The sequence below is a fragment of the Candidatus Nitrospira nitrosa genome (assembly GCF_001458735.1).
GTDB classification, from domain to species: Bacteria; Nitrospirota; Nitrospiria; order Nitrospirales; family Nitrospiraceae; genus Nitrospira_D; species Nitrospira_D nitrosa.
Genome location: NZ_CZQA01000009.1, coordinates 38641 through 62789, shown reverse-complemented (window position 1 = coordinate 62789; position 24149 = coordinate 38641). Strand labels below are relative to the sequence as shown.

Below are 24149 nucleotides of genomic sequence, written 5' to 3'. Positions count from 1 at the left end.
TCCCAAGGCAAATGGTAGCGTACGGCCTCTCCAGAGAGCTATCTTACCGAATTTACATTGTTATTTTGTTGAGGAGGTATTGATCAATGCTGAAGCGCTATCTATTGGCTCCTGGCCCGACACCCGTTCCACCGGAGGTGTTGTTGGCAATGGCTCGTCCCATGATCCATCACCGCGCCCCAGAATTCGACCCGATCTTTGCCGAGGTGCGCGAGGGGCTAAAATGGCTGTTTCAGACACAAAATGACGTCCTGATGCTTGCTGCATCCGGCACCGGTGGGATGGAAGGCTCTGTGTCCAACTTTTTATCGCCCGGTGATAAAGCCTTGTATGTGAACGCCGGAAAATTCGGTGAGCGCTGGGGCAAGCTGTGTAAAACATTCGGCATCCAGTCGACTGAACTCAAGGTCGAGTGGGGCCGTGCAATTGATCCTCAACAAGTCGCCGACGCCCTGAAAAAAGATCCTTCAATCAAGGCTGTCTATGTGCAAGCAAGTGAGACGTCTACCGGCGTATCGCATGACGTCAAGGCGCTGGGTGAAATCGTCAAAGGATACGAGAGCACCATTTTGGTGGTCGACGCGATAACGGCGCTTGGCGTGTTTGATATAAAGACCGACGCCTGGGGACTGGACGTCGTCATCACCGGTTCTCAGAAAGCCTTGATGCTACCTCCAGGCATGGCTTTCGTGAGCGTGAGCTCCAAGGCCTGGGCCTTGGCCGATAAAGCAACGAATGCCGCCTTTTACTTTAACTTCAAGAAGGAACGGGAAAATCAGGCCAAGAATCAAACGTTGTTTACCCCAACCGTCTCACTCATCATTGGGCTTCAGGAAGCCCTCAAGATCATGCGGGCAGAAGGGTTGGAACAGATGTTTGCACGACAGGGACGATTAGCTCAGGCGATGCGGGAAGGTGTGAAAGCCGCCGGCATGGCCCTGTTTCCCAAGGAGTCTCCGAGCGATGCCCTCACAGCCGTGTGTGCGCCAGATGGCATTGATGGCCAGGCCATCTACAAGAATCTTCGTGTGAAGTACGGCATGACCGCAGCAGGTGGGCAAGATCACCTTAAGGGGAAAATCTTCCGCCTCTCGCATATGGGCTATGCCGATACATTCGATGTGATCGCCGCCCTCGCTGCAACTGAGATGGTGTTGAAGGGACTTGGCCATTCCGTGAAACTAGGCAGTGGTGTCGGAAAAGCGCAAGAGATCTTGATGGCAAAGTAACCAGAGTGAGGAGAGACATGGCCGCAGCAGGAATGAAAATTCTGATCAGCGATAGTTTATCTAAGCAAGGGGTCGAAGCTTTGGAAAAAGCGGGGTTCACCGTGGTGGTGAAGTCCAAAATGCCGAAGGATGAACTGTTCAAAGAAATCAAGGATGCCGATGGATTAATCGTACGATCCGGCACAAAGGTGACCGAAGAACTGCTTGCTGCAGCTGAAAAGCTCAAGGTGGTGGGACGAGCTGGATCCGGCCTCGACAATGTCGACACACCTGCAGCGACCCGTCGTGGCATCGTCGTGATGAATACCCCTGGCGGCAATACCGTGACGACTGCCGAGCATACGATGTCCATGATCTGCGCCATGAGCCGCCGCATTCCCCAAGCCACCGCCTCAGTCAAGTCCGGAAAGTGGGAAAAAGATAAATTCATGGGTGTCGAGCTCTACAACAAAGTGCTCGGCATCATCGGTGCCGGACAAATCGGTAGTCACCTGACCAAGATGGCTCAGGGAATCGGGATGAGCGTCGTCGCATTTGACCCCTACCTGACTTCTGAGCGAGCCGAGCGGATGGGTGTGACCATGTTGGATCTTGATGAACTGTTCCGCCGAGCCGACATCATTTCCGTTCACACACCGCTGACTCCGGAAACCAAAGGTATCATCAATGCCCAAGCCATCGAGAAGATGAAGCCTGGAGTACTCATCGTCAACTGCGCTCGTGGTGGAATTATCAACGAACAGGATTTGTGCGAGGCCTTGAAAACAAAACGAGTGGCGGCTGCCGCCTTCGATGTGTTCGAAGAAGAACCCGTGAAGCCAGACAATGCACTCCTGACATTGGATAATTTTATTTGCACTCCGCATATCGGTGCCCAGACCACGGAGGCGCAAGAAAACGTCGCCATCGGAATCGCCGAACAGATCGTTGACTACTTCACCAAGGGCGTGGCAAAGGGGGCCGTCAATATCCCTTCCGTCGCCCCTGAACTGCTGCCTCGACTCCAACCCTTCCTCACCCTGGCCGAAAAGCTTGGCTCCCTTCAGACTCAGTTGGTACAGGCTGGCCTCGAACGAGTGACGGTGGAGTACAGTGGTGAGGTTGCCAGTCTTTCAATAGCGCCGTTGACCATTGCTGTTCTGAAAGGCCTCCTTAACTCCATCATGGAACATCCCGTTAATTATGTGAACGCGCCCATTGTGGCGAAGGAGCGGGGCATTGAGGTCAAAGAAATTAAGAGTACCGATGCCGGAGATTTCACGAGCCTGATTCGAGTTCGTGTCGATGCAGGGAAAACATCACACCAAGTTGCAGGCACCCTGTATCATAAAAAAGAAGCCAGAATTACCGAGATCGACCAATTCAAAGTTGAAGTCGTCCCTGAAGGGCACATGCTGCTCATTCATAATGTGGACCGTCCTGGTGTTATTGGAATGGTGGGGAAAGTCCTCGGTGATCGGGCGATTAATATTCTTCGAATGCAATGCGCGTTGGAAAAACGTGGAGGCGATGCCCTTCTGATCATCGGGTCCGATGCGGAGTTTCCGGCTGAGGCACTAAACGAGATTCGTGCGAGCTCAAATATTCTCTCCGTTAAAGTCGCGAACCTGTCATAGGTATTGTAGTCACTAGGCTATTATGGCTACTGCCCCTCCGGTGCGCGCTGTCTCTTCGGAGAAGGTACCCCTCGTACGCGAACGCTCGCTCGTTCCTATCGGAATGGCGACCATTCTCCCGGAGGCGGCCCGTCACGTTCGTCATCTCGAATCCGAGCTGCTCCAGGGATTCTACGGAGCTGGCTACGACGAAATCATCCTCCCGACCTTTGAATATCTCGACGTACTGGCGCCAGGACTGGATCCAAGGTTAGCGGAAAATTCCTATAAAATCATCGACAGGACAACCGGTCGCATCCTGCTCTTACGGCCTGACGTCACTGCGCAAATTGCGCGAACTGTCGCCATGGGTATGGTCGGCGCTCGTCTCCCTTTACGATTGTCATATCGCGCCACAGTGTTTCGCTATGAACCGGAGCATGTCGGCCGAGACCGGGAGCTCTTTCAAGTTGGCGCTGAACTGATTGGGGCGGATGATCCGTCCGCCGACTGCGAAATGATCACCCTGATGATTGAATCACTTCGTCAGGTGGGGCTAGAGTCGTTCAAGGTATCACTGGGGCATGTCGGGTTTTTCAAAGGCCTCCTGGTGTGCACTGGACTTTCCGTCGAGGGAAGAAAACGGGCAGAAGAGGCCGCCGCCAGGAAGGATTTGCCTCTGCTTGAAGAAATCATCTTCCAAGAGCGCGTGAGCAAGCGTTCTGCGCGTCGGATCCTGGATGCGCTTGAGCTCTGTGGAACAGCCGACGTCTTAGTCAAAGGACGTACCCTCGCCAAAGGTGAGAAACCTCTGCTACAGGCCTTAGATCGATTGGCCAGCGTCTATGGAATACTCTGCGCCTCAGGGTTCAAAGATTTCCTGCTGCTTGATTTGGGTGAGTTTCGAGGGTTTGATTACTATGATGGAGTGGTCTTTGACGTATTCTCGGACGGGATCGAGGTGGAATTAGGTGGGGGAGGGCGATACAACCATCTCATCGGGCGGTTTGGCCGTGATCTCCCATCCACAGGATTCGGACTCAATGTCGATCGCCTCTTCCGAAGTCTCAAGCTTTCTGGATCCATACAGCCTCTTGACTCCAAGATCCTTGTGATAGGCCCTACGAACCTGTCCTCCGATCTGGTTTCCCTCACCCAGGAACTTCGCCGGGCGGGCTTACGAGTATTGCAACGATTCGTTGCGGCCTCTGGCCAAGACTTGATCCGGATGGCTGCGGAAGTTGGTCGTGAGGCAGACGCCTCCACGACAGTCGTAATTGGCACGGATAGATCTCACAAGGATCATGTCTTGCTGTTGCAACAGGGGATATCACAACGAGTCGGAAACACGACCAGTACGACCAAGGTTCAGAGGCGAACGGTGCTGAAGCAGAACCTTGTCCGCACGCTGTATGCCAGCCCTGCAGGGGCACCATGATGGCTGGCAGTTCAGTTGATCTCTCCCAACCCAAGCTCCCGCCACAAAACTTGGAAGCAGAGCAATCGGTGCTCGGTGCGATCTTGCTCGATAACGCCTCGATGCCGAAGGCGATGGAGCTGCTGGTCGAGGACGACTTCTACCGCACTGCCCACAAGAAAGTCTTTCAAGCGATGCTTGAACTCGCTGATACGGGCGAAGTCATCGATCACATCACGTTGACTGAGCGGCTCAAGGCCCGGAAGGAACTCGAGGCAGTTGGAGGGGCGGCATACCTCGCGGAATTGGTTCAGATTGTCCCCAGCTCGGCCAACATTCGCTATCACTGCAAAATCGTTCGGGACAAGGCCGTCGCCCGTCAGCTGATTAGTACCTCGACAGAGGTACTGACGAGAGGATATGAGGGGACTGCCTCTATCGATGACTTGCTCGATTTTGCGGAGCGGTCGGTGTTCAGCATTGCCCAGGGGAAACTGGAGCGATCATTTAGCCCAATCAGTCAGGTTATTAAAGAAAGTCTGGATGTCATCGATAAGCTGTCGAAACGAAAGGAACATGTGACAGGTGTGCCGACTGGTTATTATGACCTCGATGACATTACTGCTGGGCTTCAAGCGTCGGACTTAATCGTTGTGGCAGGGCGGCCGAGCATGGGAAAAACAAGTCTGGCGTTGGGGTTTGCGACACATGCTGCCATTCATGCCAACACGGTCGTTGGTATCTTTAGTCTCGAAATGTCCAAACCTCAAATCGTCCTGCGCATGCTCAGCTCTGAAGCACGGGTCGATTCACATGCGCTCCGCACGGGCAAACTGCAGAAAGAGGACTGGTGGAGATTGGCAGAGGCAGCTGGTCGGTTGGAACAGGCCTCGATCTATATCGACGACACCGGAGGAATCACCGTCCAGCAGATGCGCGGGAAAGCCCGTCGTCTCAAAGCTGAAAAGGGGCTGGATTTGCTCATCGTCGACTACCTGCAATTGATGCAAGGCCGAAGCGATTCAGAATCTCGCCAACAGGAGATCTCAGATATCTCTCGTTCCTTGAAAGCCTTAGCCAAAGAACTCAATGTTCCGGTAATCGCACTGTCTCAGTTAAGTCGGGCCGTGGAGGCGCGCAAGCCACCAATTCCCATGTTGGCCGATCTTCGGGAAAGTGGAGCGATCGAGCAGGATGCCGATGTGGTCATGTTCATTTACCGTGAAGACGTCTACGATCAGAACTCGGAACGAAAGGGGATTGCTGACATCATTATCAGCAAACATCGAAACGGACCCATTGGGAAAAAAGAGCTGTTTTTTCAGGACCGCTACGCCAAATTTGAAAGCCTCGACCTTCGTGAAGCCTAACAGGCCGTTGAAAAACCCTGTTGCAACCTCAGTCAAACTTGCCACTGAACAGTCAGGAGATTGAGACTGCCTGCTGTGGTGGCATTCTTGTCCTTCCCTCGTTCGCTCATATGTTGGACTCGAAGGGCACCTTACAAGATGGGCTCCACTCGCTTGAACGCAAGGCCAGAATCACGATGTTCAACCTCCTCATGAGACATCGAGCGGTTTGCGCATCCTTCCGGCACTCGGTATAATCTCCCTGTACCCCATGCCAATCCAACCCACTGAACACAATAGGCAGGACCTAAACATGACGTTTGGCAGCAGATCGCCTAGAAGAACCGGGTTTATTCCATTCGGAATGAGTTGGCTCATCCCATGCGTCCTTGTTGCCTGTGCAGCAGCCCCTCAACCCCCAAAGACCGCTCAGCCAGCCATTGCAACGCAGCCGCCCTCACCGACTGCGCCTGAGTCTGATGCAACCTATCATTTCATGATGGGACATCAGGCAGAGCTCTCCCAGGACATAGACACTGCTCTCAAGGAGTATCACACCGCCTTAAAGATCGACCCGAAGTCACGAGAAGTCCAATCGCGCTTGGCAGCCCTCTATTTTGCGTTGGGAGATTTCCCACAGGCCGTTCAGTATGCCGAAGAGGTTGGAAAGGGAACAGGACAAGAACCACAGGTACTCACGCAGATGGCCGGTATCCTCGCCAGTGCTGGAAAACCGGAGCGTGCGCTTGAACTATTGGACAAGGCGATCGATAGTGCACCGGAGAGGGGAGAGTCCTATTTCCCCAAAGGCTTGATCCTGTTAAACCAAAAGCGAATCGCCGAGGCGGAGCAAGCCGTGAAAAAAGGCCTACAGTACAGCTCCGATTCGCCGATCGGTCACTATTATCTTGGGCGGATCTCAATAGAGGCAGGAAACACCGAGCAAGCAGTGGCGAACTTTGACCGCGCTATCACGGTAAATCCCGCTTTTGAACCCGCCTATCTTGCGCAAGCGTCAGTCTTTGAATCACGCCACGAGAAGGATAAAGCCATCGCCGTTCTGAAGCGGTATCTCGAGCAGGTCAATCCACGCAATCGAGACATTCGCCAACATTTGGTCCAGTTATACATCGCGACCAAAGACTATGCTGGAGGCCTCGCGGAACTTGAAACGATATTGCAGGACAATCCCGGAGATCTCGATGCCCAATTACGGATGGCGTTGATCTATGGGGAGAAAAAAGAGTTCTCCAAGGCGATTAGTCGATTGACGGACATATTGAACGCGAAACCGGCAGAGCTGAAGGTAAGAGACTATCTGGGATATTTGTATGAAGAATCGAAGGATTTCAACAAAGCAATAGAAGTCTATCGGTACAATATTTATTTAGACCCAAGGTTCTCGGATAGCCACATACACCTGGGCGTGCTTCTCTATCGGCTTAAACAGTTCCCGGAAGCCGTGACGCATCTCGATGAAGCCGTGCGTCTGGTGCCTAAGCAACCAGAGCCGTACATTGTCCTGGGATTAGCGCATGTGCAGAGTGATCAGTTTGAAAAGGCCACGCAAGCATTTGAAGAAGGGATTCGGCATAACCCTAAAAACGCCGACCTTCATTTTAATCTTGGCACGGCATACGACAAGCTGAATCGATTCGAAGACGTGGAACATGCCATGGAGACGACACTCTCCCTTGATCCCCATCATGCCGATGCACTGAATTATCTCGGGTACAGCTATGCGGACCGCGGGATCAAGATCGAACAGGCTTTGTCCTTGACGAAACGGGCGGTTGCACTGAAACCGGAGAATGGATACTATGTGGATAGCCTCGGATGGGCTTTCTACAAGTCCGGCATGCTCGCAGAGGCCCTCATCGAGATCAAGAAAGCCGTCACCCTCGTAGGTGATGATCCCGTGATCTATGAGCATTTAGGGGATATTTACATGAAGCAGGAGAAGTCGACTGATGCGCGTGAGGCCTGGCTTCACTCACTTGAACTCGACCCTTCCAACGACAAACTGCTCCAACGGTTCCGAGAACACGGCATGACCAACCCTGCCTATGAAGAGCGAATCCAGCAGGCCAAGCGCCGTGTTGCGGAGAAGACACAGAATCAATAAGCTATCCCTTACATTCTTCCCTCTCTAGCAATCCCTGATCTGTTGTGCCTTCCCAGATAGCTGATCGGCTTATTCCCTGTAGCCCGTTTCAGCCTATTTTTGAACCCTATAAGTGCCAATTCTTGGCGATTCAGAACACATTGCGGTCATAAAACCGTCCCGCGAGATTCGCTCTCCTGACGGCTTTTTCATAACTTATTGCAACATCAGGGATCAGTGGTACCCTCAGCCTTGTCACTGGGCGGGCATTGAACCTGCTATGAGAACCGGTAGGCGGCAACACAGGCGCCGCAGGTTATGAACCGAGCCCTCAGTGAACCATCAACAAGGAGGCAGTACAATGTTGACGTCGCTTCGTAAACAAGAGGGTTTTACCCTCATTGAGTTGATGATCGTCGTGGCGATCATCGGAATTCTGGCGGCTATCGCCATTCCCAACTTCGTCGCCTACCAGGCGAAATCGAGGCAGTCGGAGGCCAAGATCAATCTCGGCGCGATCTTCACCTCCGCCACCGCCTTTGCGGCTGAACAGGCAACTCCGACGTATGTGCCTGGCCCCACGCTCGATCCAATCGGTTGGTCGCCGAGTGGACAGCCCCGCTATACCTACTTCTATGCCACCGGTGCGGTCGGTGCTGCTTCAGCATCCTCGGCTACAGCGTTTACCCTTCCTTCGAGCGTGACAGCACCAACCAGTTGTACGACAGCGCCGACGACTGGAGGTAATGCAGTGGCCGCAAGTGCGACGGTAGGAACGACACCAGCAGGATTCACGGCTGGTGCGCAGGGGAACGTCGACTCTGATGCCACCTGCGATGACTGGTTTATTAACGATCAACGCAGCTTGACCAATACCCGTAACGATGTCGGCGCCTAATCAAAGTTAGGCAGGTGTTCCCGAGAAAGGGGATCGGTAAAACCGATCCCCTTTCCTATTTGTAAGGGTCATGGGACCTAAACGGCTGCTACCATCCGCACTTCAGAAACCCGAACTTCCTGCTCGTTGTGCGAAACAGGTTGCCATCGGCCCTTCACACACGTTGATGAGATTCCGTGCAATGGGTTTCTTCATGATCCCGGACTCGTGGCATGAATAAGTTCGTCACTGAGAGAATCCCTGCTTTCTTGACCGGCCCCTATCTGGTCATAGGAAGCTTGACAGTGTTCTCCCCACTGATCGATGGCGGAACCACACAGATCCCTGTTCTCGTCATACGGCTCATTCTCTTGGTCGCCTTGGGGAGCTGGCTCGTGGCTGGACTTTGTCGATCCACATTGAGCATCCCCCAAACAGTTCTGTGGTGGCCCATTGCTGCTTTTTTAGCGTGGTCTGGCCTTTCCCTCCTATGGTCTCCCTATACAAGTGTCAGCCTTCAATGGTTCCTGAGCCTCCTGCTGTACGCCGGCTTCTTGTTGATCATCCTGCTTGGAGTAGACAACGAGAAACGATTACAAGGATTTCTCATCCTCATCCTACTCATGGGGCTATTTGAAGGCGGACTTGGGATTACCCAATACCTGTATGCTGGAGAACCGAGGGCCAAGGGAACGTTTTTTAACCCTAACTTTTTTTCGACATATGAGTCGGTGTGTGCCGTGCTGGCGATTAGTCTCCTGTTGTTCCGCATAGAATACGGAACGATAGGCAAGCTGTTCCTAATTCTGACCGCAACGGTATCCGGCACCGCGGTGATACTGGCTCAATCGAGGGGTGGAGCAGCAGCATTTCTTATTGCCATCACAGCCGTCGGATACTTCCGATATGGAAAGTCTACGCTGATTCTTCTTTTCCTACTTGCCCTTGGTACGATCTTGTTCCCCAATCCCCTAAAACAGCGAATGATGGACGTAGGAAAGCAAGATCCGTACGCCTACACCAGAGTAGAGATTTGGGAAGATGCGACAAAACGCTTGTATGACCATCCGAGTGGAATTGGGTTGGGAATGTACAAATACGCTTCCTTTCAATATCGTTTTCCCATAGAGGACAATATTATCCGTTATGGCAAACGTGCCGAGACGGCACACAACGAATATCTACAGCTGGCCGTGGAATTGGGAGTACCGGGGTTGACGCTCTTTCTACTAAGTACCGTGATATGGGCAGTCGCAATCAAACGGGCGTGGAAGACGGACCTTCCCCAACAATCACGAGGAATACTGATTGGCCTCTGCGCCGGGGTCTTGGCTACGATCGTCCATGCCGGCGTGGATTCCGTGTTCCATGAGCCGGCCCTAGTGCTTCTTCTGATTCTTGAAGGAGGTCTCGCGGTTGCCTTTGAAAGATATATGCGTGGCACACAGACTACATCGTGGACTTTTTCACCCCCATATCATGTGGCTAGAATCATCTTGATCCTTGTGGCCTTGGGAGCCATGGTATTTCTGGCTGTTCGACCAGCTGCAACGTGGCTCCTCTCCAATCGCGGCAGCAGCGCCAGAGCCGACCATGACAATCTGTCGGCGATCAAATGGTATCGATATGCATCAATCGCTGATCCTGGTTCTACATCAGTCCGTGACGAGCTCGCACGGTTGTACATCCAGCAGTTCAATGAGACCGGCACTCCTGAATGGCTTGATCAGGCTGCTAGTGAAATGGCAGTGGCCATGGCTCTCAACCCACTCGATGGCCGAGCACCCTATCGACTAGGCACGATTTACCGCCTGCTGGCTGAACAACCAGCCTTCGCTGCATATCAGAATTCATTCAACGCACAGGCGGCGGAAGCTTTCGAAAAATCGATAAATGTGGACCCTTTTTCACCCTTCGGATATTTTGAGTTGAGCAAGCTGCATCGTGGAAGGGGAGATCGCACATCAGCTCAACGACTGCTTGAACAAGCGATCATCTACGAACCGAATTTTCTACCTGCGAGAATGGTGCTGGCGGATCTGACACAAGAGAACGGACAAACCGACGTCGCGAACATGTATCTGGCGTCGATTAAAGCAATCCAATGGAAGTATCAGGGATGGACATTGACATCCCTGGAACAACAATTCTTAGGGGTACGACAGTCGAAACCCTAGCCGCATTGCAAATGGCTCCTATCACACATCCAACGAAACAATGGATCCCATTCACATTAGTCGGGATGGGTTTGTGCGCTGGGATTGTGGCAACCCAACTCTCTCTGGACACCACACGCGCAGAAGTCCCGAAACTTCAACGCCTGTCGTATCTCCCCGACGGCAATATACTCAAAGTAGCAGCACTAGGCTATCGAGAGGTCGTCGCGGATGTCCTCTGGCTGCAAGTCATTCAAGCGATGGGTGACAGACGCGTCTCCACAGAGACTGGTCAATGGATCTATCGAGCACTGGATGTCGTGACCACATTGGACCCCACATTTGTACGAGCCTACGAGGCAGGTGCACACGCGCTCTGTTCGATTGTGGTGATGCCGCAGGAAAGTAACCAATTGCTCGAGAAGGGCATTCGCCATAACCCCCAGGAATGGCGATTGCCGTTCCTATTGGGGATCAACCACTTCTTCGAATTCGGCGACAACCAGAGAGCGGCTGAAGCCATGACCATGGCCGCACGGATTCCTGGTGCGCCTGAGATTATCGCACGGTTAGCGGCCAAGCTGCTGGTCTCTGCGAAGTCACCTCAACAGGCCGTTGAATTACTCGCGAAAGTCTACGAGGAAACCCCTGATGAGAATGTCAAAAGGCTACTAGAGCAACGCTTACGGGAAGCCATCGTCGAGCGTGATCTTGCACTGCTTGAAGAAGCGATCGGACGGTTCCAAGCACAGCATTCACAACGACCGGCTCGGCTGGAACAGTTAGTCCAAGAAGGGCTGTTGCGGGAATTGCCACAAGAGCCGTTCGGCGGCCAGTATCAATACAGTGCTCTTTCCGGCGAGGTAAAAAGCAGTGAGGTCAAGGAACGAATGCGAATGACGTTTCGGAAAAGGGGACAGTAGTACGAAGCACTCTCTCAGAGTAGACAGAAGGTACGGGGCAACATGGATGCCATCACTATTGAACATGTAACAAAAGTCTACGCACCACTGTGGCCCTGGCATCGCTCCTCAACTGTCCTGTCTGATGTGTCGTTATCCGTCACGAAAGGAGAGATCTTTGGATTCCTGGGTCACAATGGAGCCGGTAAGACGACCACCATGAAGATTCTGCTCGGACTCTTAAGGCCGACCAGCGGAAGGGTTGACGTGTTAGGAGCACCAGCGGGCGATGTGGCAACCCATAGCAAGCTCGGATACCTGCCGGAGGCGCCCTATTTTTATGACTATCTCACAGCAGAAGAGTTTCTTGAGTTTTATGGAAAACTTGCGGGAATGTCTCATGATGCGATTCAAAGTCGCATCCCTATCTTGCTGGAGCAGGTTGGACTTCAAGAGGCTCAACATCGCCAATTACGGAAGTTCTCTAAAGGGATGCTTCAACGCATCGGCTTGGCGCAGGCCTTGATCCAAGATCCTGAGTTGGTCGTGCTTGACGAGCCAATGTCTGGGCTCGATCCCATGGGGAGGAAAGAAGTACGAGACCTTATCCTGACCCTTCGCGAACAAGGGAAGACGGTCTTCTTCAGCACCCATATCTTGTCCGACGTCGAGATGGTCTGTGACCGTGTGGGAATACTGGCGAAGGGCAAGATGCTGGCACTCGGAAAAGTAGAGGACTTGATTGACGCGCATCTAGCTCAGTCCATCGAAGTCGTCTGCGACGGAGTGATCGGGAAACAGATCGAGCCGGTCCAGAGACTCGCCCTTCGGATCTTACAAAGTGGAACACGTTGTCTGATGGTACTCCCAGGGCACGAATGCCTTGATGAAATCCTTGAGGCACTTCGTCGGGCCGGTGCGAAACTGGTCTCGATCATTCCTCACAAGGGTTCTCTTGAGGAACTCTTTGTCCAGAAGAGTCACGGCGAGGGGTGACATGCAGTGTCTGTTTGCAGTGGCTGTGAATACATTTCGAGAAACACTACGCGATAAGATTCTCTACAATCTTGTGCTGTTTGCCGTGCTTCTCATCGGGTCCTCTGTTCTATTGGGTACATTGACCATTGGAGAACAGGCCCGTCTCGTCAACGACCTTGGATTGGCGGCCATTAATGTCGTGGCCGTTATCATCGCCATTTTCGTCGGGATCGGCCTAGTCTCCAAGGAAATTGAGCGACGAACCATCTATACCCTTCTTGCACGACCCATCACGAGAGCGCAGTTCGTGCTTGGAAAGTACCTCGGATTGGCATTGGTCATCCTTGTGAATATCGGCATCATGTTTGCCATGTTCTTGGCAACCGTGAGGTTGAGCGGCCATCCTATCCATGCGTCGCTGTTTCAGGCTGTCGAGTTGATATTGGTCGAAGCCTTGTTGGTGATGGCCTTCGCATTGTTGTTTTCCACATTTAGTTCATCGATCCTGAGCGCGACACTCACCCTCGGCATTTATGTGATCGGCCATCTCACAAGCGACCTGAAGATGATCGCAGAAAAACATGCTTCCGGCGTGATCAAGTCGCTCACAGCTACTTTATATTATGCCTTCCCAAACCTTGAGACACTGAATATCAAGGGGCAGTCTGCTGCGGGGATCTCGGTTGATCTTGGTTTCCAAATGATCGCAACAACCTACGGACTGCTCTACACAGGCCTGCTCCTCGTCGGAGCGTGCCTGATCTTTCAACGGCGAGACTTTTAGCGATAGCGGCTCCCCGCACATCCATTCTCTATGCACGTCTTGGCCGTCCTTCCCCCAGATCGCTGGATGGAGATCAATCTCATCGATCCATTGCGCCGGCACTATTGTGACACCCTTCAGATTTTCCATTACCCGGGTGGTATGGGACAGCTAGGCTCTGCCTCTTGGCGCCATAAGCGGGAGGGGTTAAACCAGGAGCTGCTCTCGATCGCCCGCACTCTTCGCGCGACAGGACGTCTCGATCTTATATTTTGTGTGGTCTATGACGATTTTCTCCTCGTCGACACGGCACAGCAATTACAGCAGCTCACAGTCCCCATGGTGAACTACCACGTCGATATGGCCTTTCAGTGGTATCGTGTCATCCGCACCGCCCCTTACTTCGATGTCTTAGCCGTGGCGCAAATGACGAATGCAGACCACCTGAAACCCTACGCCCAACAGATTCACTGGATGCCAATGGCGGCCAATCCACGTTATTACTTCCGTGATCGTAAGCAGACCACAGCCTACCAACATACCGTGTCATTTGTTGGGAGTTTCAACCCGTACCGCCGAGCATTATTGGCCAACTGTGTCAGTCACGGAATCACCCCGGCTATCTATGGACGTGGCTGGACATCAGCCGCACCAAGTCCCTACACATTTTCATGGGATACCTACAAGGTGTACCACGATCTTCGCTACTACGCTCTTCCACGCTGGAAAGCAGAGGGGATCAAGAGTCTTCTCGGGCCGCTTCGGCGCAAGTATGCACGGCAATATTCCTTTGAGCCCTTGGAGGGAGCTGACGTACGAGGCCCCTGTGAGGAGAATGCACTCCCCGGTATCTTCGCAGAAAGTCAGGTAAATCTAGGCTTTTCAGACACGGGCTGGCATAGTGGAACAGGTATCCAAGCATCCAAGAATTTACAGTGCCGACTACGAGATTTTGAGGTACCAATGGCTGGGGGATTCTATTTGGTCCAGGAAGCCCCAGACCATTGCCACTACTACAAGCTTGGTGAAGAAATCGTGACCTGGACAGGACCGGGCGATCTTGTGGAGAAGGTAGGGTTCTACGTTCGTAATCCAAGAGCGGGGGAGAAAGTTAGCGAGGCGGGACAGAGGCGCGCACTAGCCGAACACACGTGGCAACATCGGTTCGATCGATTATTCGAGCAACTCCAGTTACGGGGGAAGCTGGCCTAATGTCTCAAGGACGTCCGATGTCGGCAACGCTACCGAGAGATCATAGCGTGACGTGGGAAGGGCCCCTTCAAAACACAGTGCATATCCGACCATCCAGCACATGGACATCGCTGGAGCTCAACGAACTTTTGGCGTACAGGGAACTCCTCTATTTCTTGACGTGGCGCGACATCAAAGTTCGCTATAAGCAAACCGCTCTTGGTTTGACATGGGCCGTGCTGAAGCCGCTCAGCCTCATGTTGATTTTTACTGTCGTATTTGGCTGGCTTGCACAGGTTCCCTCCGATGGTCTTCCCTATCCCGTATTCAGCCTCTGTGCAATTCTGCCGTGGCAATTATTTGCGCAGACGCTCAGCAGTACAAGCCAAAGCTTGGTCTCGAATCAGAATCTGCTCACCAAAGTGTATTTCCCACGGTTGGTCATCCCACTGGCCGCCCTTGGAGTCGGCCTTATGGATTTCATGATTGCAGCGGCAATTCTTGCATGCGTGATGGCCTACTTTCAGATGGTACCGACCTTGTTAGCGTTGCTCTTGCCCTCCTTCGTTCTCCTGGCGGTCATGATGTCGCTTGGAGTGGGGTTCTGGTTTTCAGCGTTGAATATCCAATATCGGGATGTCGGGCATGCGCTGCCGTTTCTGACGCAGCTCTGGTTCTTTGCAACACCTATTGCCTATCCAAGCAGCCTCGTTCCTGAGTCATGGAGGACATGGTACGGCCTGAATCCAATGGCAACTGTGGTAGAGGGTTTCCGGTGGTCATTACTCGGGACAGGCGGGCTATCGACGGATATGTGGTTAACGTCGGTGGCAGTGACAGTCGCAGTGTTCGTATCTGGCCTGTACTATTTTCGCCGTGTTGAAGAAATCTTTGCGGATGTCGTGTGACCAATGGATGAGGTAGCAATCAGTGCTCATGGATTGAGCAAACAATATGCAATCGGAAGTCGATTGCCTAAATGGAATGGGTTCAAGAGGACAACCAATTCAGGTCCTGGGACCCATGAGCAGAGCATTTGGGCGTTGCGAGACGTGTCATTTAAACTCAATCAAGGCGCGGTATTGGGCATCATCGGTAGAAATGGATCGGGGAAAAGTACGTTGCTCAAGATTCTCTCCCGGATCACCAAGCCGACAACGGGCGATGCCAAGATCCATGGGCGGGTCGGATCGCTGCTCGAAGTAGGCACGGGCTTTCATCCAGAATTAACCGGGCGAGAGAATATCCGTTTGAACGGTGCGGTGTTGGGCATGAAGCAGGCGGAAATTACCCGTCACTTTGATGCCATCGTGGCATTTGCCGAAGTAGAAAAGTTTATCGATACACCGGTTAAGCGATATTCGAGCGGCATGTACATGCGGCTGGCCTTTGCCGTCGCAGCCCATTTACAGTGCGAGATCTTGCTCGTGGACGAAGTGCTTGCCGTGGGGGATTTTGCTTTTCAACAGAAATGCTTGTCGAAAATGGATGAGGTATCGAAGGCCGGAAGAACGGTGCTATTTGTGAGCCATAACATCGCCGCGGTTCTCAATTTATGCACCGAAGCTATCCTGCTTGATGAAGGAAGAATGGGGGCTTCTGGTACTCCTCGGGCAGTTGTGGATGAATATCTCAACGGCAGCAGGCCGATCGATGGAGAAGCATATTTCTCTGATCCATACGCGCACACGTCGACTAGTGAGTTTAAGTTTCTCGCTGTCCGCGTATTGGACGAGCGGGATCAGCCGACAGCCCATGTTGATTTAACCAAAGGATGCCGAATCGAGATTGAATACGCTGTACATCGTCCGATTACGGGGCTGCAGGTAGGTTTCGAGCTTTGGGCTGGATCTGGCATCTGTGTATTGTGCACAACCGATCTGGATTGGGGGCCGATAAAGCACGCACCTCTTCGGGAACAAGGCATCTATCGTGCTTCATGTCGACTGGAACCGTTCATGTTTCGCCCGGGTCGATACTGGATTGGACTCGGTGCAAGCGTGCCTGGAACACGCGCCCTTGATGAGGTGCCACTCGCCATTAGTTTTGAAGTTGTGGATACCGGCAGCGTGGAGTTCAAACTCACGCAAGGAAGAAGGGGTGCCATCGCACCGATTCTCAAATGGGATTCGACGACGCTCACGAGAGAGATCCAATGAACTTGCATGCCTCGTATGAAAACTTGTCACCACAAGAACAATACTGGTGGAAATGGATCAGATTATTTTTGCCGCATACGGTGCGATGGTATTTCGAAGGATGCCGATCCATTCCTGGTCAGTTGTGGCGTGCCGATCGAAAACTACTCTATGAAACTATCCGACGGGTGAAGCCAAAAACCGTTGTCGAAGTTGGGACATGGCATGGGGGAGGCAGCACGTACTTTATTAGCCAAGCGCTTCATGACAACAATTTTGGCATGCTGCACACGATCGAGGTAGATCCTCAGGCCTATGCGATTGCCCAAGACAATTACCGCCGCCATCTTCCACATCTCTTGAACCGTGTACGGTTTCACTTTGGTAAGGCAACGGATGTCTATCCTGCGCTGCTGCACGATATAGGACAGATTGATGCCGTGTTTCTTGACGGGTCTGCAAATCCTGAGGAAGCTCTGGGTGAATTTGAGATGTTTAAACCTTTTCTCAGAAAAGGCGCTGTTGTGCTGATGCATGATTGGGACAACGAGAAGATGACCTTGCTCCGCCCTACAATTGAGCAGTCATCTGAATGGCACGTGTGGCAGACGATCACCGCACCACAGTCTGTAGGGTTTGCTGTTGTCGAGCGGCTACGGGTGACGAGTGAGGCAACGCCTCAGGCATCTCACGCCAGAGGGGAAGAGAAGTATATTTTCAAGGTTTAAGAGGATAAACAATCAGGCTCAGGGATGATCCATTTTGTGTATGCCGTTCCCCCTCCCCAGGTGGGAGCGAGTGTAACCATGCTGAAAACCTATTCATGGTTATCAAAAGCTGGAATCCAGCTTCCGCATTGGTATCGGCATGGATGGATGCCAGGACTTCCCAACCCCTTACAAGCTCCATGGACCATCACAAAAAATCTTTTTACTTATCTGCGTAGGTATACACGGGTGAAACTGTACGATTGGGATGAGTATGGTCAGATTCAATGTGGACCACGCGATATCATCTTAGGACACCCACATTCTGACCCTCAGACAATTATCCAGCAAACGGTGCTGGCTTCTCCCCGCTGCCGACTACAGGCGCTGATTTTCCCCATGCATCATGCGATGCCAACCATCAGTCAGTTCACCCTTCCCTTGATCAAGAAGGCAGATAAGGTACTTGGAATCATGGGTCCATACTGGCGCGACCGGTTAGATCAATCTCACTTCGCCCCATGGAAACACAAGATAACGAGTTTGGATATGGCCATAGATGTCAGGGAGTATCCGTTCGTCAAGAAGCAATTCAACCCTCCTGGTCGTCGTGGCTACTTGTACATCGGGGGTAATCGTCCGGAAAAAGGATGTGATGTGCTCAGCGCAACCATGAAGCAACTCAACGGCTTCCGCCGCGGCTGGATTGGCGGAGGGGAGGAGATTCTCAACGTACCGCGCTTGGCTCCCTACGCCAGCCTGACGCCGCAATTTGTGTCGTCGTTGGCTAACGAATACGATTTTTTTGTGAACACATCGGTGTCGGATGCGAATCCGACAACCATCCTGGAAGCTATGGCTTGGGGGTTTCCTGTCGCCTGTACCCCGCAATCCGGCTATTACAACATGTCAACGGTGACCACGCTCAACACCACCGACATCGAAGACAACGTGAAGAAGTTACTCGAGCTCCAGTATGCACCGGAGGAGCGATTGCAGCAGATGAATCGGGAAGGGCGCCGATTAGTTGAAACGCACTACACATGGGAGCATTTCTGTTCTTCTGTGTGGCGCGAACTCGAACCCTATGCACTGGGGTAACACAAGATGACCCGGCTTCCATTACAGGTGAGCATTGATCGATGGCGCCAGGCCCAAGAATGGGAAAGCGCCCACTGGTGTGCCCAACATCCCGCACAAAACGTTGTGCCGGTCGGGAGACTCAAACACTTTGTAATGAAAGTGTTTGGGTTGGTTCCGCAACAGGGTCCCCCAGTTGGGCTGGGCGATGATTGGAACCATTGGTGGTCCGAGCAATTCGGCCAATATGAGGAGTTACCGAAAGCTTTTGAGAATGTCGTTGAGTTAGGTTGCGGGCCTTATACAAACATGCGAGTGATTCTACAGAGACGACCTGCAACGCATGTGTATGGAAGCGATCCCCTCATCAGGAAATATATTAAGTTTGACGGACAATGGTTAGCCGAAATGTGGAAGGCTGGGAACATTTTTATCGACGACCATCCATTAGAAGATTGCCCCTTTGCCGATGACTACTTCGATCTGACGGTGTTGATCAACGTCCTCGATCACTGCCGAGACAGCCTTGCCTGCCTCAAGCAAGTGGTGCGTATCACCAAACCAGGGGGTTATGTCGTCGTCGGACAAGATTTGAGTGATGTCGAGGACGTGAAGCGCACCGGGGATGATATTGGCCATCCCATTCGTATCGATCATCACATTCTTGATCAGGAGCTGCTGTCCCGCTGTGAGCCCATTCGGTACAAGGTACTCGAACGAAATGCTGGGCGGAACCCAGAGGCTCACTATGGAACCTATATATTCATTGGTCGTAAGCGAGCCTCTTCGATCTAACGGCATACTGACTTGCCCTTCTCGGCGACCGAGTGAAAGACGGTTACGTATGTTGATGTTTGGGCATCTGACAATCCCTTCTCGGTTAGTAAGATCATGGCCTGAAAGAGCGCGTTTCGCACTACGTCGATACATTCGACGCTTTTCCGAGGCTAAACAGTTTCGCGACCTAGAACGTGAGCACCGTGATCATTGTTGGTGTGGTGGGAGATTGGGTCCATTCGAATGGCATCGCAGTTATGGTGTGTGTCAAGAGTGCGGCACGTACGTGAATCGGAGGCCCCTCCGTCCAGACCAATTGAATAGGCTGTATTCATTTGACCTGTACTGGCATCAGCGTCAACAGTCAAAGGGCTATCCGACGATTGAGCACCGCTCGGCACATGACCGATCTGACGGGAGAGTCGATTACTGGTTGAAACTCATTGAGCAATACGGTCCCAGCTCCGGACGAGTCATCGAAGTCGGGTGTGCCCACGGAGTCTTGTTGACAGAGTTGCACAACCATGGGTTTGATGGAATTGGAGTTGAGCCGGACGAACAGACGGCTCGTTGGGCAAGAGAAAGTCTGAATCTAGACATTCGCTCGGGGCTCTTTCCATCCATCGAACTTCCCAGCTGCAATCTATTTCTGGCATTCGATGTTCTTGAGCATAGCCATGCCCCCCTTGAATTCTTTCGCCGCATAGCCCAGCTCCTCCTTCCCAACGGTATTGCCATTCTCCAAACTCCTGTTGATCGCTATGACTTTTGTCCCCCTTTCGGGGAACGTTTTGAAGCCGCATTTGACGACCTCGAACATCTGTACCTGTTTACGGATAGGTCCATCTGCAAGCTCGCGCAGGCTTCGGGATTGGAAGTGGTGAGCCTGAAGGAACGCCTATGGTTGCATCATGAGATTTGCGTCTTGAGAAAAGGATGACCATGGCCATCGTTCCCTCGAGGTGGCAAGTCCGTTCCGCCTGGAATCAGTCACTGTCGTGGATGAACACCTGCCAGGGGACTCTCACATTTGGTGAGCCATTCTTTATGGCCGTCGGAAGGCGAAAGACGCATCCTCATAGAAGTCTCTCCGATGTCCGGAATGCCCTTGTCGTTCGCCTCGACGACGTAGGGGACATGGTCATTTCGTCGCCATTCGTTCGAGAGTTACGGAAGACTTTGCCGACAGCCCACATCACGCTCGTGGTGAAACCGTCCGTGCATAACTTGGTCGAGCGATGTCCTTACGTCAATGAAGTTCTGACCTATGATCCCGGGCCGCTGGGTGAAACCGCGACGACTGAACGAATGTGGCGAACGATACGATTTTCCGCGCACTACTTATGGCGTCGCAGAATTGATCTCGCAATCGTTCCCCGATGGGACGCGGATCTTTATCATGCTTCGTTTGTCGCCTATTGGAGTGGAGCATGGTGGCGAGTCGGATATTCGGAGCAGGTGATCGAACATAAGCGTGCGATGAACCGCGGATTCGATCAACTCTTCAGCGAAGTCATGACCGATGTTGCGATCAAGCACGAGGTGGAACGAGGGCTGAATCTTCTTCGCCTGATGGGAGGAGTGGTGGAGGACGATTCTTTAGAGCTGTGGCAAACAGAAGCCGATCAGATCAAGACACAGCGCCTACTACAAGCACATGGCCTGCATGAAGAAGATTTGCTTATTGCGTTTGCACCTGGAGCGTCCTCTGACACACGGCGGTGGCCCACTGACAATTTTTCCAAGTTAGGGAAATGGCTTCTCCACGAATATCGGGCACGCATTGTTCTTATAGGAACACATGAGGAAAAGCCGTTGGGAAAGAACATTCAATACACGCTCGGGCAGGGGGTCATCAATGCCATGGGAGAAACATCCTTGCGTGAGCTCGGTGTGCTTCTCCGGCGATGTACTCTCTACGTCGGCAACGACACAGGGCCCATGCATATGGCAGCGGCAGCAGGAGTGCCGGTCGTGGAGATATCCTGCCATCCAATGAATGGCAACTCCGGTCTTGCGAACTCTCCCCGACGATTTGGCCCCTGGGATGTAGAGTCAGAGGTGGTTCAGCCAGAGCAGGCCGCAGCGGGATGCCGAGAAGCCTGTATATCAACGACAGCACATTGTATCTGCCAAGTAGAAGTCCGTCGCGTGAGGGAAGCTGTGGGACGCCTATTGCAGAAATGCCAGCCTCGTGTGTCCTCATCCGCTGGAGCAATAGCATCGATACAAACGAACAGACAAGCCTGCTCATGACAATACGCGACACTACAATAAAAGAGAACAATGCTTGGACCTCTAGTCAGGAAACCAAGGCGCTAGAAGCACGCGCTCAATCCATCCAACAGAATGATCGGGCAATAGTGAGCATCGTCTTGGGGTCATACAATCGGAAAGCCTTTTTGCAAGAAGCAATTGAAAGCGTTCGCTGTAATGGCATCACCGTGCCCTACGAGATTATTGTTGTCGATGGCGGGTCAACCGACGGCTCCAAAGAATGGCTCATCGAGCAACCTGACATTATTACGATTGTTCAGCACAACCGTACGGCTTCCGGCAATCAACTGCGTAAACGGCGCAGTTGGGGTTACTTCATGAACCTGAGCTTTAAGTGTGCAGCGGGGCAATACATAGTCATGATCAGCGATGATTCCCTGCTAGTCCCAGGCGCTGTGATGAACGGTGTTACACATTGTGAAACGCTGCGGCAAAATGGGCGCAATATTGGCGCGGTCGCATTTTACTGGAGGAATTGGCCAGAGCAGCAAGAGTATTGGGTGGGGTTGACCCACGGCGAGAAAATGTTCGTGAATCACGGCCTCTATGTGCGTGCTGCACTCCAGCAGGTAGCGTGGATTGAGGAAGATCGGTATCAATTCTACTGCGCTGACGGCGATGTCTGCCTCAAACTCTGGCAACAGGGGTATGAAGTCGTAGACTGTCCCACGTCGTTCGTTGAGCATTTTTCGCATGCCAATTTAGCGATCAGGGCCTCCAACCTTGAGAGCGAACAGATGGACCGCACCGTCTATCAGGAAAGATGGCGCGGGATCTTCTTCGACCCAGACAAGCCGAATCGTCGGGATTGGGTCTACTTGACCTATCAAGACCTGACGAAGACAGCCGAGGCATTCACACGGGCGAACGGCGGCAAATCGCTCCCGACAGAGCGGCAACATGATAGAAGTCCCTGGCTCACATTGAGAAACCTATGGCGTGCGTAAGCGTCATCATCCCAACCTTCAATCGGTTTCCCTTTCTATGCCGGGCAGTGGATTCCGTGTTGAAGCAGACCCATGGCGATGTTGAAATTATCGTGGTCGACGACGGCTCTACGGATGAAACGCCAGCCTTGTTTTCTCAGCAGTTCCCATCTGTTCATTATGTGAAAGTTGAACATTCAGGACTGCCTGCCGTGGCACGAAACGCTGGCATCAGACTCGCCAAAGGAGAATTTATTGCGTTCCTGGACTCCGATGATCAGTGGCTTCCAGGTAAGCTCTCTCAACAGGTCACAGCGTTTGAGAGACATCCCAGAGTAGGGTTGGTCTGTTCCAATGCCTATGTGCTTCATCAGGATGAAGAAAAACCATGTCAACCCTACCTGCAGAACGATCAGGCACATAGAGGGCCGGCCTTACCCGCATTGCTTGAGGACAATTTTATCATCACATCAACAGCAATGGTCCGACGTTCAACACTTGAGCACATAGGACTATTTTGCGAAGACCGCGCTCTACGGGCAGTTGAGGATTACGACCTTTGGCTGAGGGTTGCCACTCAGTGTGAGGTTGCGTATCTGCCCGCTCTTCTTGCCGTGTATCGCAATATCCCCTCCGTTAGTATTCGAGGGACGGTTCCCGTGGCACAGCATTGGGAATCAAGGCTGACCGTTCTACACCGACTGCGTCGATTCCTCCAGAGCGCAAAAGACATTCAGATGATGCAAGAACCCATATTGAGGCGACAAGAGACGGTGTTTCGAAAGGCATGCACGAAAGCACTCTTGTCGGACCAGCGATATCTTTCTACTGTGCCTCACGTCATAGCGCTCTTTCTCCACGATCCGAGGGACATGGTGAGGGCCGCATTCAGAAGGTTTCGCAAGAACAATCGACAGCCAGATACAGGCATACGTGAACAATCGAACACCGCACAGACACCACTCGGTCCTGACAAACGCATCAAGCTTCACCTTGGATGTGGCGAAGTCTATTTACCTGGTTACATCAACGTGGATTTCCCTCCAAGTCAACACTCGGTTCAACGGCACACGAAAGCTGACATCTTTGCTGACTTGTCTCAGCTCCACTATCCATCAGAAACCGTTGACGAAATCCGGCTGCATCATGTCTTTGAACACTTTGAGAGGCCTATCGCCTTGCGACTGTTAATCGACTGGTATGGCTGGCTCAAGGAAGGGGGGCAACTCATTATCGAGACGCCAGACTTTCATCGCTGTGCACAGGCATATCTGAGTAGTTCCAACCTAAAGAGTCAGATGAAGATTGTGAGACATTTATTTGGATCACATGAAGCTGACTGGGCGGCCCACTACGATGGCTGGTATCGTGAGCGGTTCACTCATGTCCTCACTGCGTTGGGATACCACAAACTAGAATTCACAACCGGAGAATGGCAAGGAACGTATAACATCACGGTCATCGGCACAAAGGCGGGCCCGGCTGTATCGAAAGCAGAACAGACGGACCGGGTGAGAGAACTTTTGAAATTGAGTCTGGTGGATGAGTCTCCAACTGAAATGCAAATGCTTCAGACATGGATGGAGCAATTCGAAGCAACTGACGCTCGAACACGTGCCGCCTAGCGGCAGGACCACTCACCGATTCCATTGTGAAACCGATACCGGCACTCGCAGGAATAAC

General features: G+C 52.4%; 19 protein-coding genes and 1 pseudogene. All 20 read left to right on the top strand.

The annotated features are described in order from the left end of the window. Window positions 1-86: 86 nt before the first annotated feature. The 20 genes and pseudogenes from COMA1_RS12465 (at window position 87) to COMA1_RS12370 (ending at window position 24091) form a co-directional block, all read left to right on the top strand. Complete coding sequence (locus tag COMA1_RS12465) at window positions 87-1229, top strand: pyridoxal-phosphate-dependent aminotransferase family protein (RefSeq protein WP_090749002.1); 1143 nt, start codon at window positions 87-89, stop codon at window positions 1227-1229. A 17-nt stretch (window positions 1230-1246) separates the two neighbouring features. Beyond that, window positions 1247-2845, top strand: coding sequence for a phosphoglycerate dehydrogenase (gene serA / locus COMA1_RS12460; protein ID WP_245631064.1), 1599 nt, complete (start codon window positions 1247-1249; stop codon window positions 2843-2845). Between the two features lie 22 nt (window positions 2846-2867). Beyond that, the gene (gene hisZ, locus COMA1_RS12455) at window positions 2868-4262 is read left to right on the top strand and encodes an ATP phosphoribosyltransferase regulatory subunit (RefSeq protein ID WP_090749000.1); all 1395 of its coding nucleotides are present in this window, start codon (window positions 2868-2870) and stop codon (window positions 4260-4262) included. Next, complete coding sequence (dnaB, locus tag COMA1_RS12450; RefSeq protein WP_090748998.1) at window positions 4259-5611, top strand: replicative DNA helicase; 1353 nt, start codon at window positions 4259-4261, stop codon at window positions 5609-5611. The genes hisZ and dnaB overlap by 4 nt, the downstream gene beginning before the upstream one ends. A gap of 475 nt (window positions 5612-6086) precedes the next feature. Next, window positions 6087-7715: a tetratricopeptide repeat protein gene (locus COMA1_RS12445; protein ID WP_176698023.1), complete on the top strand. Its 1629-nt coding sequence runs from the start codon at window positions 6087-6089 to the stop codon at window positions 7713-7715. Between the two features lie 340 nt (window positions 7716-8055). Continuing rightward, window positions 8056-8215, top strand: a pseudogene (locus COMA1_RS22195) (type IV pilin protein); the annotation flags it as partial. A gap of 589 nt (window positions 8216-8804) precedes the next feature. Beyond that, window positions 8805-10748: an O-antigen ligase family protein gene (locus tag COMA1_RS12435; protein ID WP_090748993.1), complete on the top strand. Its 1944-nt coding sequence runs from the start codon at window positions 8805-8807 to the stop codon at window positions 10746-10748. Between the two features lie 11 nt (window positions 10749-10759). Further along, on the top strand, window positions 10760-11650 hold the full coding sequence (locus COMA1_RS12430; RefSeq protein WP_176698022.1) for a tetratricopeptide repeat protein: 891 nt from the start codon (window positions 10760-10762) through the stop codon (window positions 11648-11650). 42 nt (window positions 11651-11692) lie between these two features. Next, the gene (locus COMA1_RS12425; RefSeq protein WP_090748989.1) at window positions 11693-12625 is read left to right on the top strand and encodes an ABC transporter ATP-binding protein; all 933 of its coding nucleotides are present in this window, start codon (window positions 11693-11695) and stop codon (window positions 12623-12625) included. A gap of 1 nt (window position 12626) precedes the next feature. After that, window positions 12627-13391: an ABC transporter permease gene (locus COMA1_RS12420; RefSeq protein ID WP_176698021.1), complete on the top strand. Its 765-nt coding sequence runs from the start codon at window positions 12627-12629 to the stop codon at window positions 13389-13391. 30 nt (window positions 13392-13421) lie between these two features. Continuing rightward, window positions 13422-14582, top strand: a complete 1161-nt coding sequence (locus tag COMA1_RS12415) for a glycosyltransferase family protein (RefSeq protein WP_090748985.1) — start codon at window positions 13422-13424, stop codon at window positions 14580-14582. Window positions 14583-14599: 17 nt separating this feature from the next. Further along, complete coding sequence (locus COMA1_RS12410; protein ID WP_090748983.1) at window positions 14600-15469, top strand: ABC transporter permease; 870 nt, start codon at window positions 14600-14602, stop codon at window positions 15467-15469. A 3-nt stretch (window positions 15470-15472) separates the two neighbouring features. After that, complete coding sequence (locus COMA1_RS12405; protein ID WP_090748981.1) at window positions 15473-16720, top strand: ABC transporter ATP-binding protein; 1248 nt, start codon at window positions 15473-15475, stop codon at window positions 16718-16720. Continuing rightward, entirely contained in the window at window positions 16717-17427 is a 711-nt protein-coding gene (locus COMA1_RS12400) for an O-methyltransferase (RefSeq protein WP_176698020.1), read from the top strand. Before COMA1_RS12405 ends, COMA1_RS12400 begins: the two co-directional genes overlap by 4 nt. A gap of 24 nt (window positions 17428-17451) precedes the next feature. Further along, complete coding sequence (locus COMA1_RS12395; protein ID WP_090748977.1) at window positions 17452-18507, top strand: glycosyltransferase family 4 protein; 1056 nt, start codon at window positions 17452-17454, stop codon at window positions 18505-18507. A 6-nt stretch (window positions 18508-18513) separates the two neighbouring features. Continuing rightward, window positions 18514-19281, top strand: a complete 768-nt coding sequence (locus tag COMA1_RS12390; RefSeq protein WP_090748975.1) for a class I SAM-dependent methyltransferase — start codon at window positions 18514-18516, stop codon at window positions 19279-19281. A 268-nt stretch (window positions 19282-19549) separates the two neighbouring features. Continuing rightward, on the top strand, window positions 19550-20203 hold the full coding sequence (locus COMA1_RS21110) for a class I SAM-dependent methyltransferase (RefSeq protein WP_176698019.1): 654 nt from the start codon (window positions 19550-19552) through the stop codon (window positions 20201-20203). A gap of 2 nt (window positions 20204-20205) precedes the next feature. Continuing rightward, window positions 20206-21519: a glycosyltransferase family 9 protein gene (locus COMA1_RS12380; RefSeq protein ID WP_176698018.1), complete on the top strand. Its 1314-nt coding sequence runs from the start codon at window positions 20206-20208 to the stop codon at window positions 21517-21519. Between the two features lie 107 nt (window positions 21520-21626). Then, the gene (locus tag COMA1_RS12375; protein ID WP_176698017.1) at window positions 21627-22487 is read left to right on the top strand and encodes a glycosyltransferase family 2 protein; all 861 of its coding nucleotides are present in this window, start codon (window positions 21627-21629) and stop codon (window positions 22485-22487) included. Further along, on the top strand, window positions 22475-24091 hold the full coding sequence (locus tag COMA1_RS12370) for a glycosyltransferase (protein WP_090748967.1): 1617 nt from the start codon (window positions 22475-22477) through the stop codon (window positions 24089-24091). Before COMA1_RS12375 ends, COMA1_RS12370 begins: the two co-directional genes overlap by 13 nt. The last annotated feature ends 58 nt before the right edge of the window (window positions 24092-24149 follow it).

Excerpts from the sequence above, each read along its gene's own strand:
- COMA1_RS12465 (WP_090749002.1), top strand. The coding sequence starts at position 87 with ATGCTGAAGCGCTATCTATTGGCTCCTGGCCCGACACCCGTTCCACCG.
- serA (WP_245631064.1), top strand. The coding sequence starts at position 1,247 with ATGGCCGCAGCAGGAATGAAAATTCTGATCAGCGATAGTTTATCTAAG.
- hisZ (WP_090749000.1), top strand. The coding sequence starts at position 2,868 with ATGGCTACTGCCCCTCCGGTGCGCGCTGTCTCTTCGGAGAAGGTACCC.
- dnaB (WP_090748998.1), top strand. The coding sequence starts at position 4,259 with ATGATGGCTGGCAGTTCAGTTGATCTCTCCCAACCCAAGCTCCCGCCA.
- COMA1_RS12445 (WP_176698023.1), top strand. The coding sequence starts at position 6,087 with ATGATGGGACATCAGGCAGAGCTCTCCCAGGACATAGACACTGCTCTC.
- COMA1_RS12435 (WP_090748993.1), top strand. The coding sequence starts at position 8,805 with ATGAATAAGTTCGTCACTGAGAGAATCCCTGCTTTCTTGACCGGCCCC.
- COMA1_RS12430 (WP_176698022.1), top strand. The coding sequence starts at position 10,760 with ATGGCTCCTATCACACATCCAACGAAACAATGGATCCCATTCACATTA.
- COMA1_RS12425 (WP_090748989.1), top strand. The coding sequence starts at position 11,693 with ATGGATGCCATCACTATTGAACATGTAACAAAAGTCTACGCACCACTG.
- COMA1_RS12420 (WP_176698021.1), top strand. The coding sequence starts at position 12,627 with ATGCAGTGTCTGTTTGCAGTGGCTGTGAATACATTTCGAGAAACACTA.
- COMA1_RS12415 (WP_090748985.1), top strand. The coding sequence starts at position 13,422 with ATGCACGTCTTGGCCGTCCTTCCCCCAGATCGCTGGATGGAGATCAAT.
- COMA1_RS12410 (WP_090748983.1), top strand. The coding sequence starts at position 14,600 with ATGTCGGCAACGCTACCGAGAGATCATAGCGTGACGTGGGAAGGGCCC.
- COMA1_RS12405 (WP_090748981.1), top strand. The coding sequence starts at position 15,473 with ATGGATGAGGTAGCAATCAGTGCTCATGGATTGAGCAAACAATATGCA.
- COMA1_RS12400 (WP_176698020.1), top strand. The coding sequence starts at position 16,717 with ATGAACTTGCATGCCTCGTATGAAAACTTGTCACCACAAGAACAATAC.
- COMA1_RS12395 (WP_090748977.1), top strand. The coding sequence starts at position 17,452 with ATGATCCATTTTGTGTATGCCGTTCCCCCTCCCCAGGTGGGAGCGAGT.
- COMA1_RS12390 (WP_090748975.1), top strand. The coding sequence starts at position 18,514 with ATGACCCGGCTTCCATTACAGGTGAGCATTGATCGATGGCGCCAGGCC.
- COMA1_RS12380 (WP_176698018.1), top strand. The coding sequence starts at position 20,206 with ATGGCCATCGTTCCCTCGAGGTGGCAAGTCCGTTCCGCCTGGAATCAG.
- COMA1_RS12370 (WP_090748967.1), top strand. The coding sequence starts at position 22,475 with ATGGCGTGCGTAAGCGTCATCATCCCAACCTTCAATCGGTTTCCCTTT.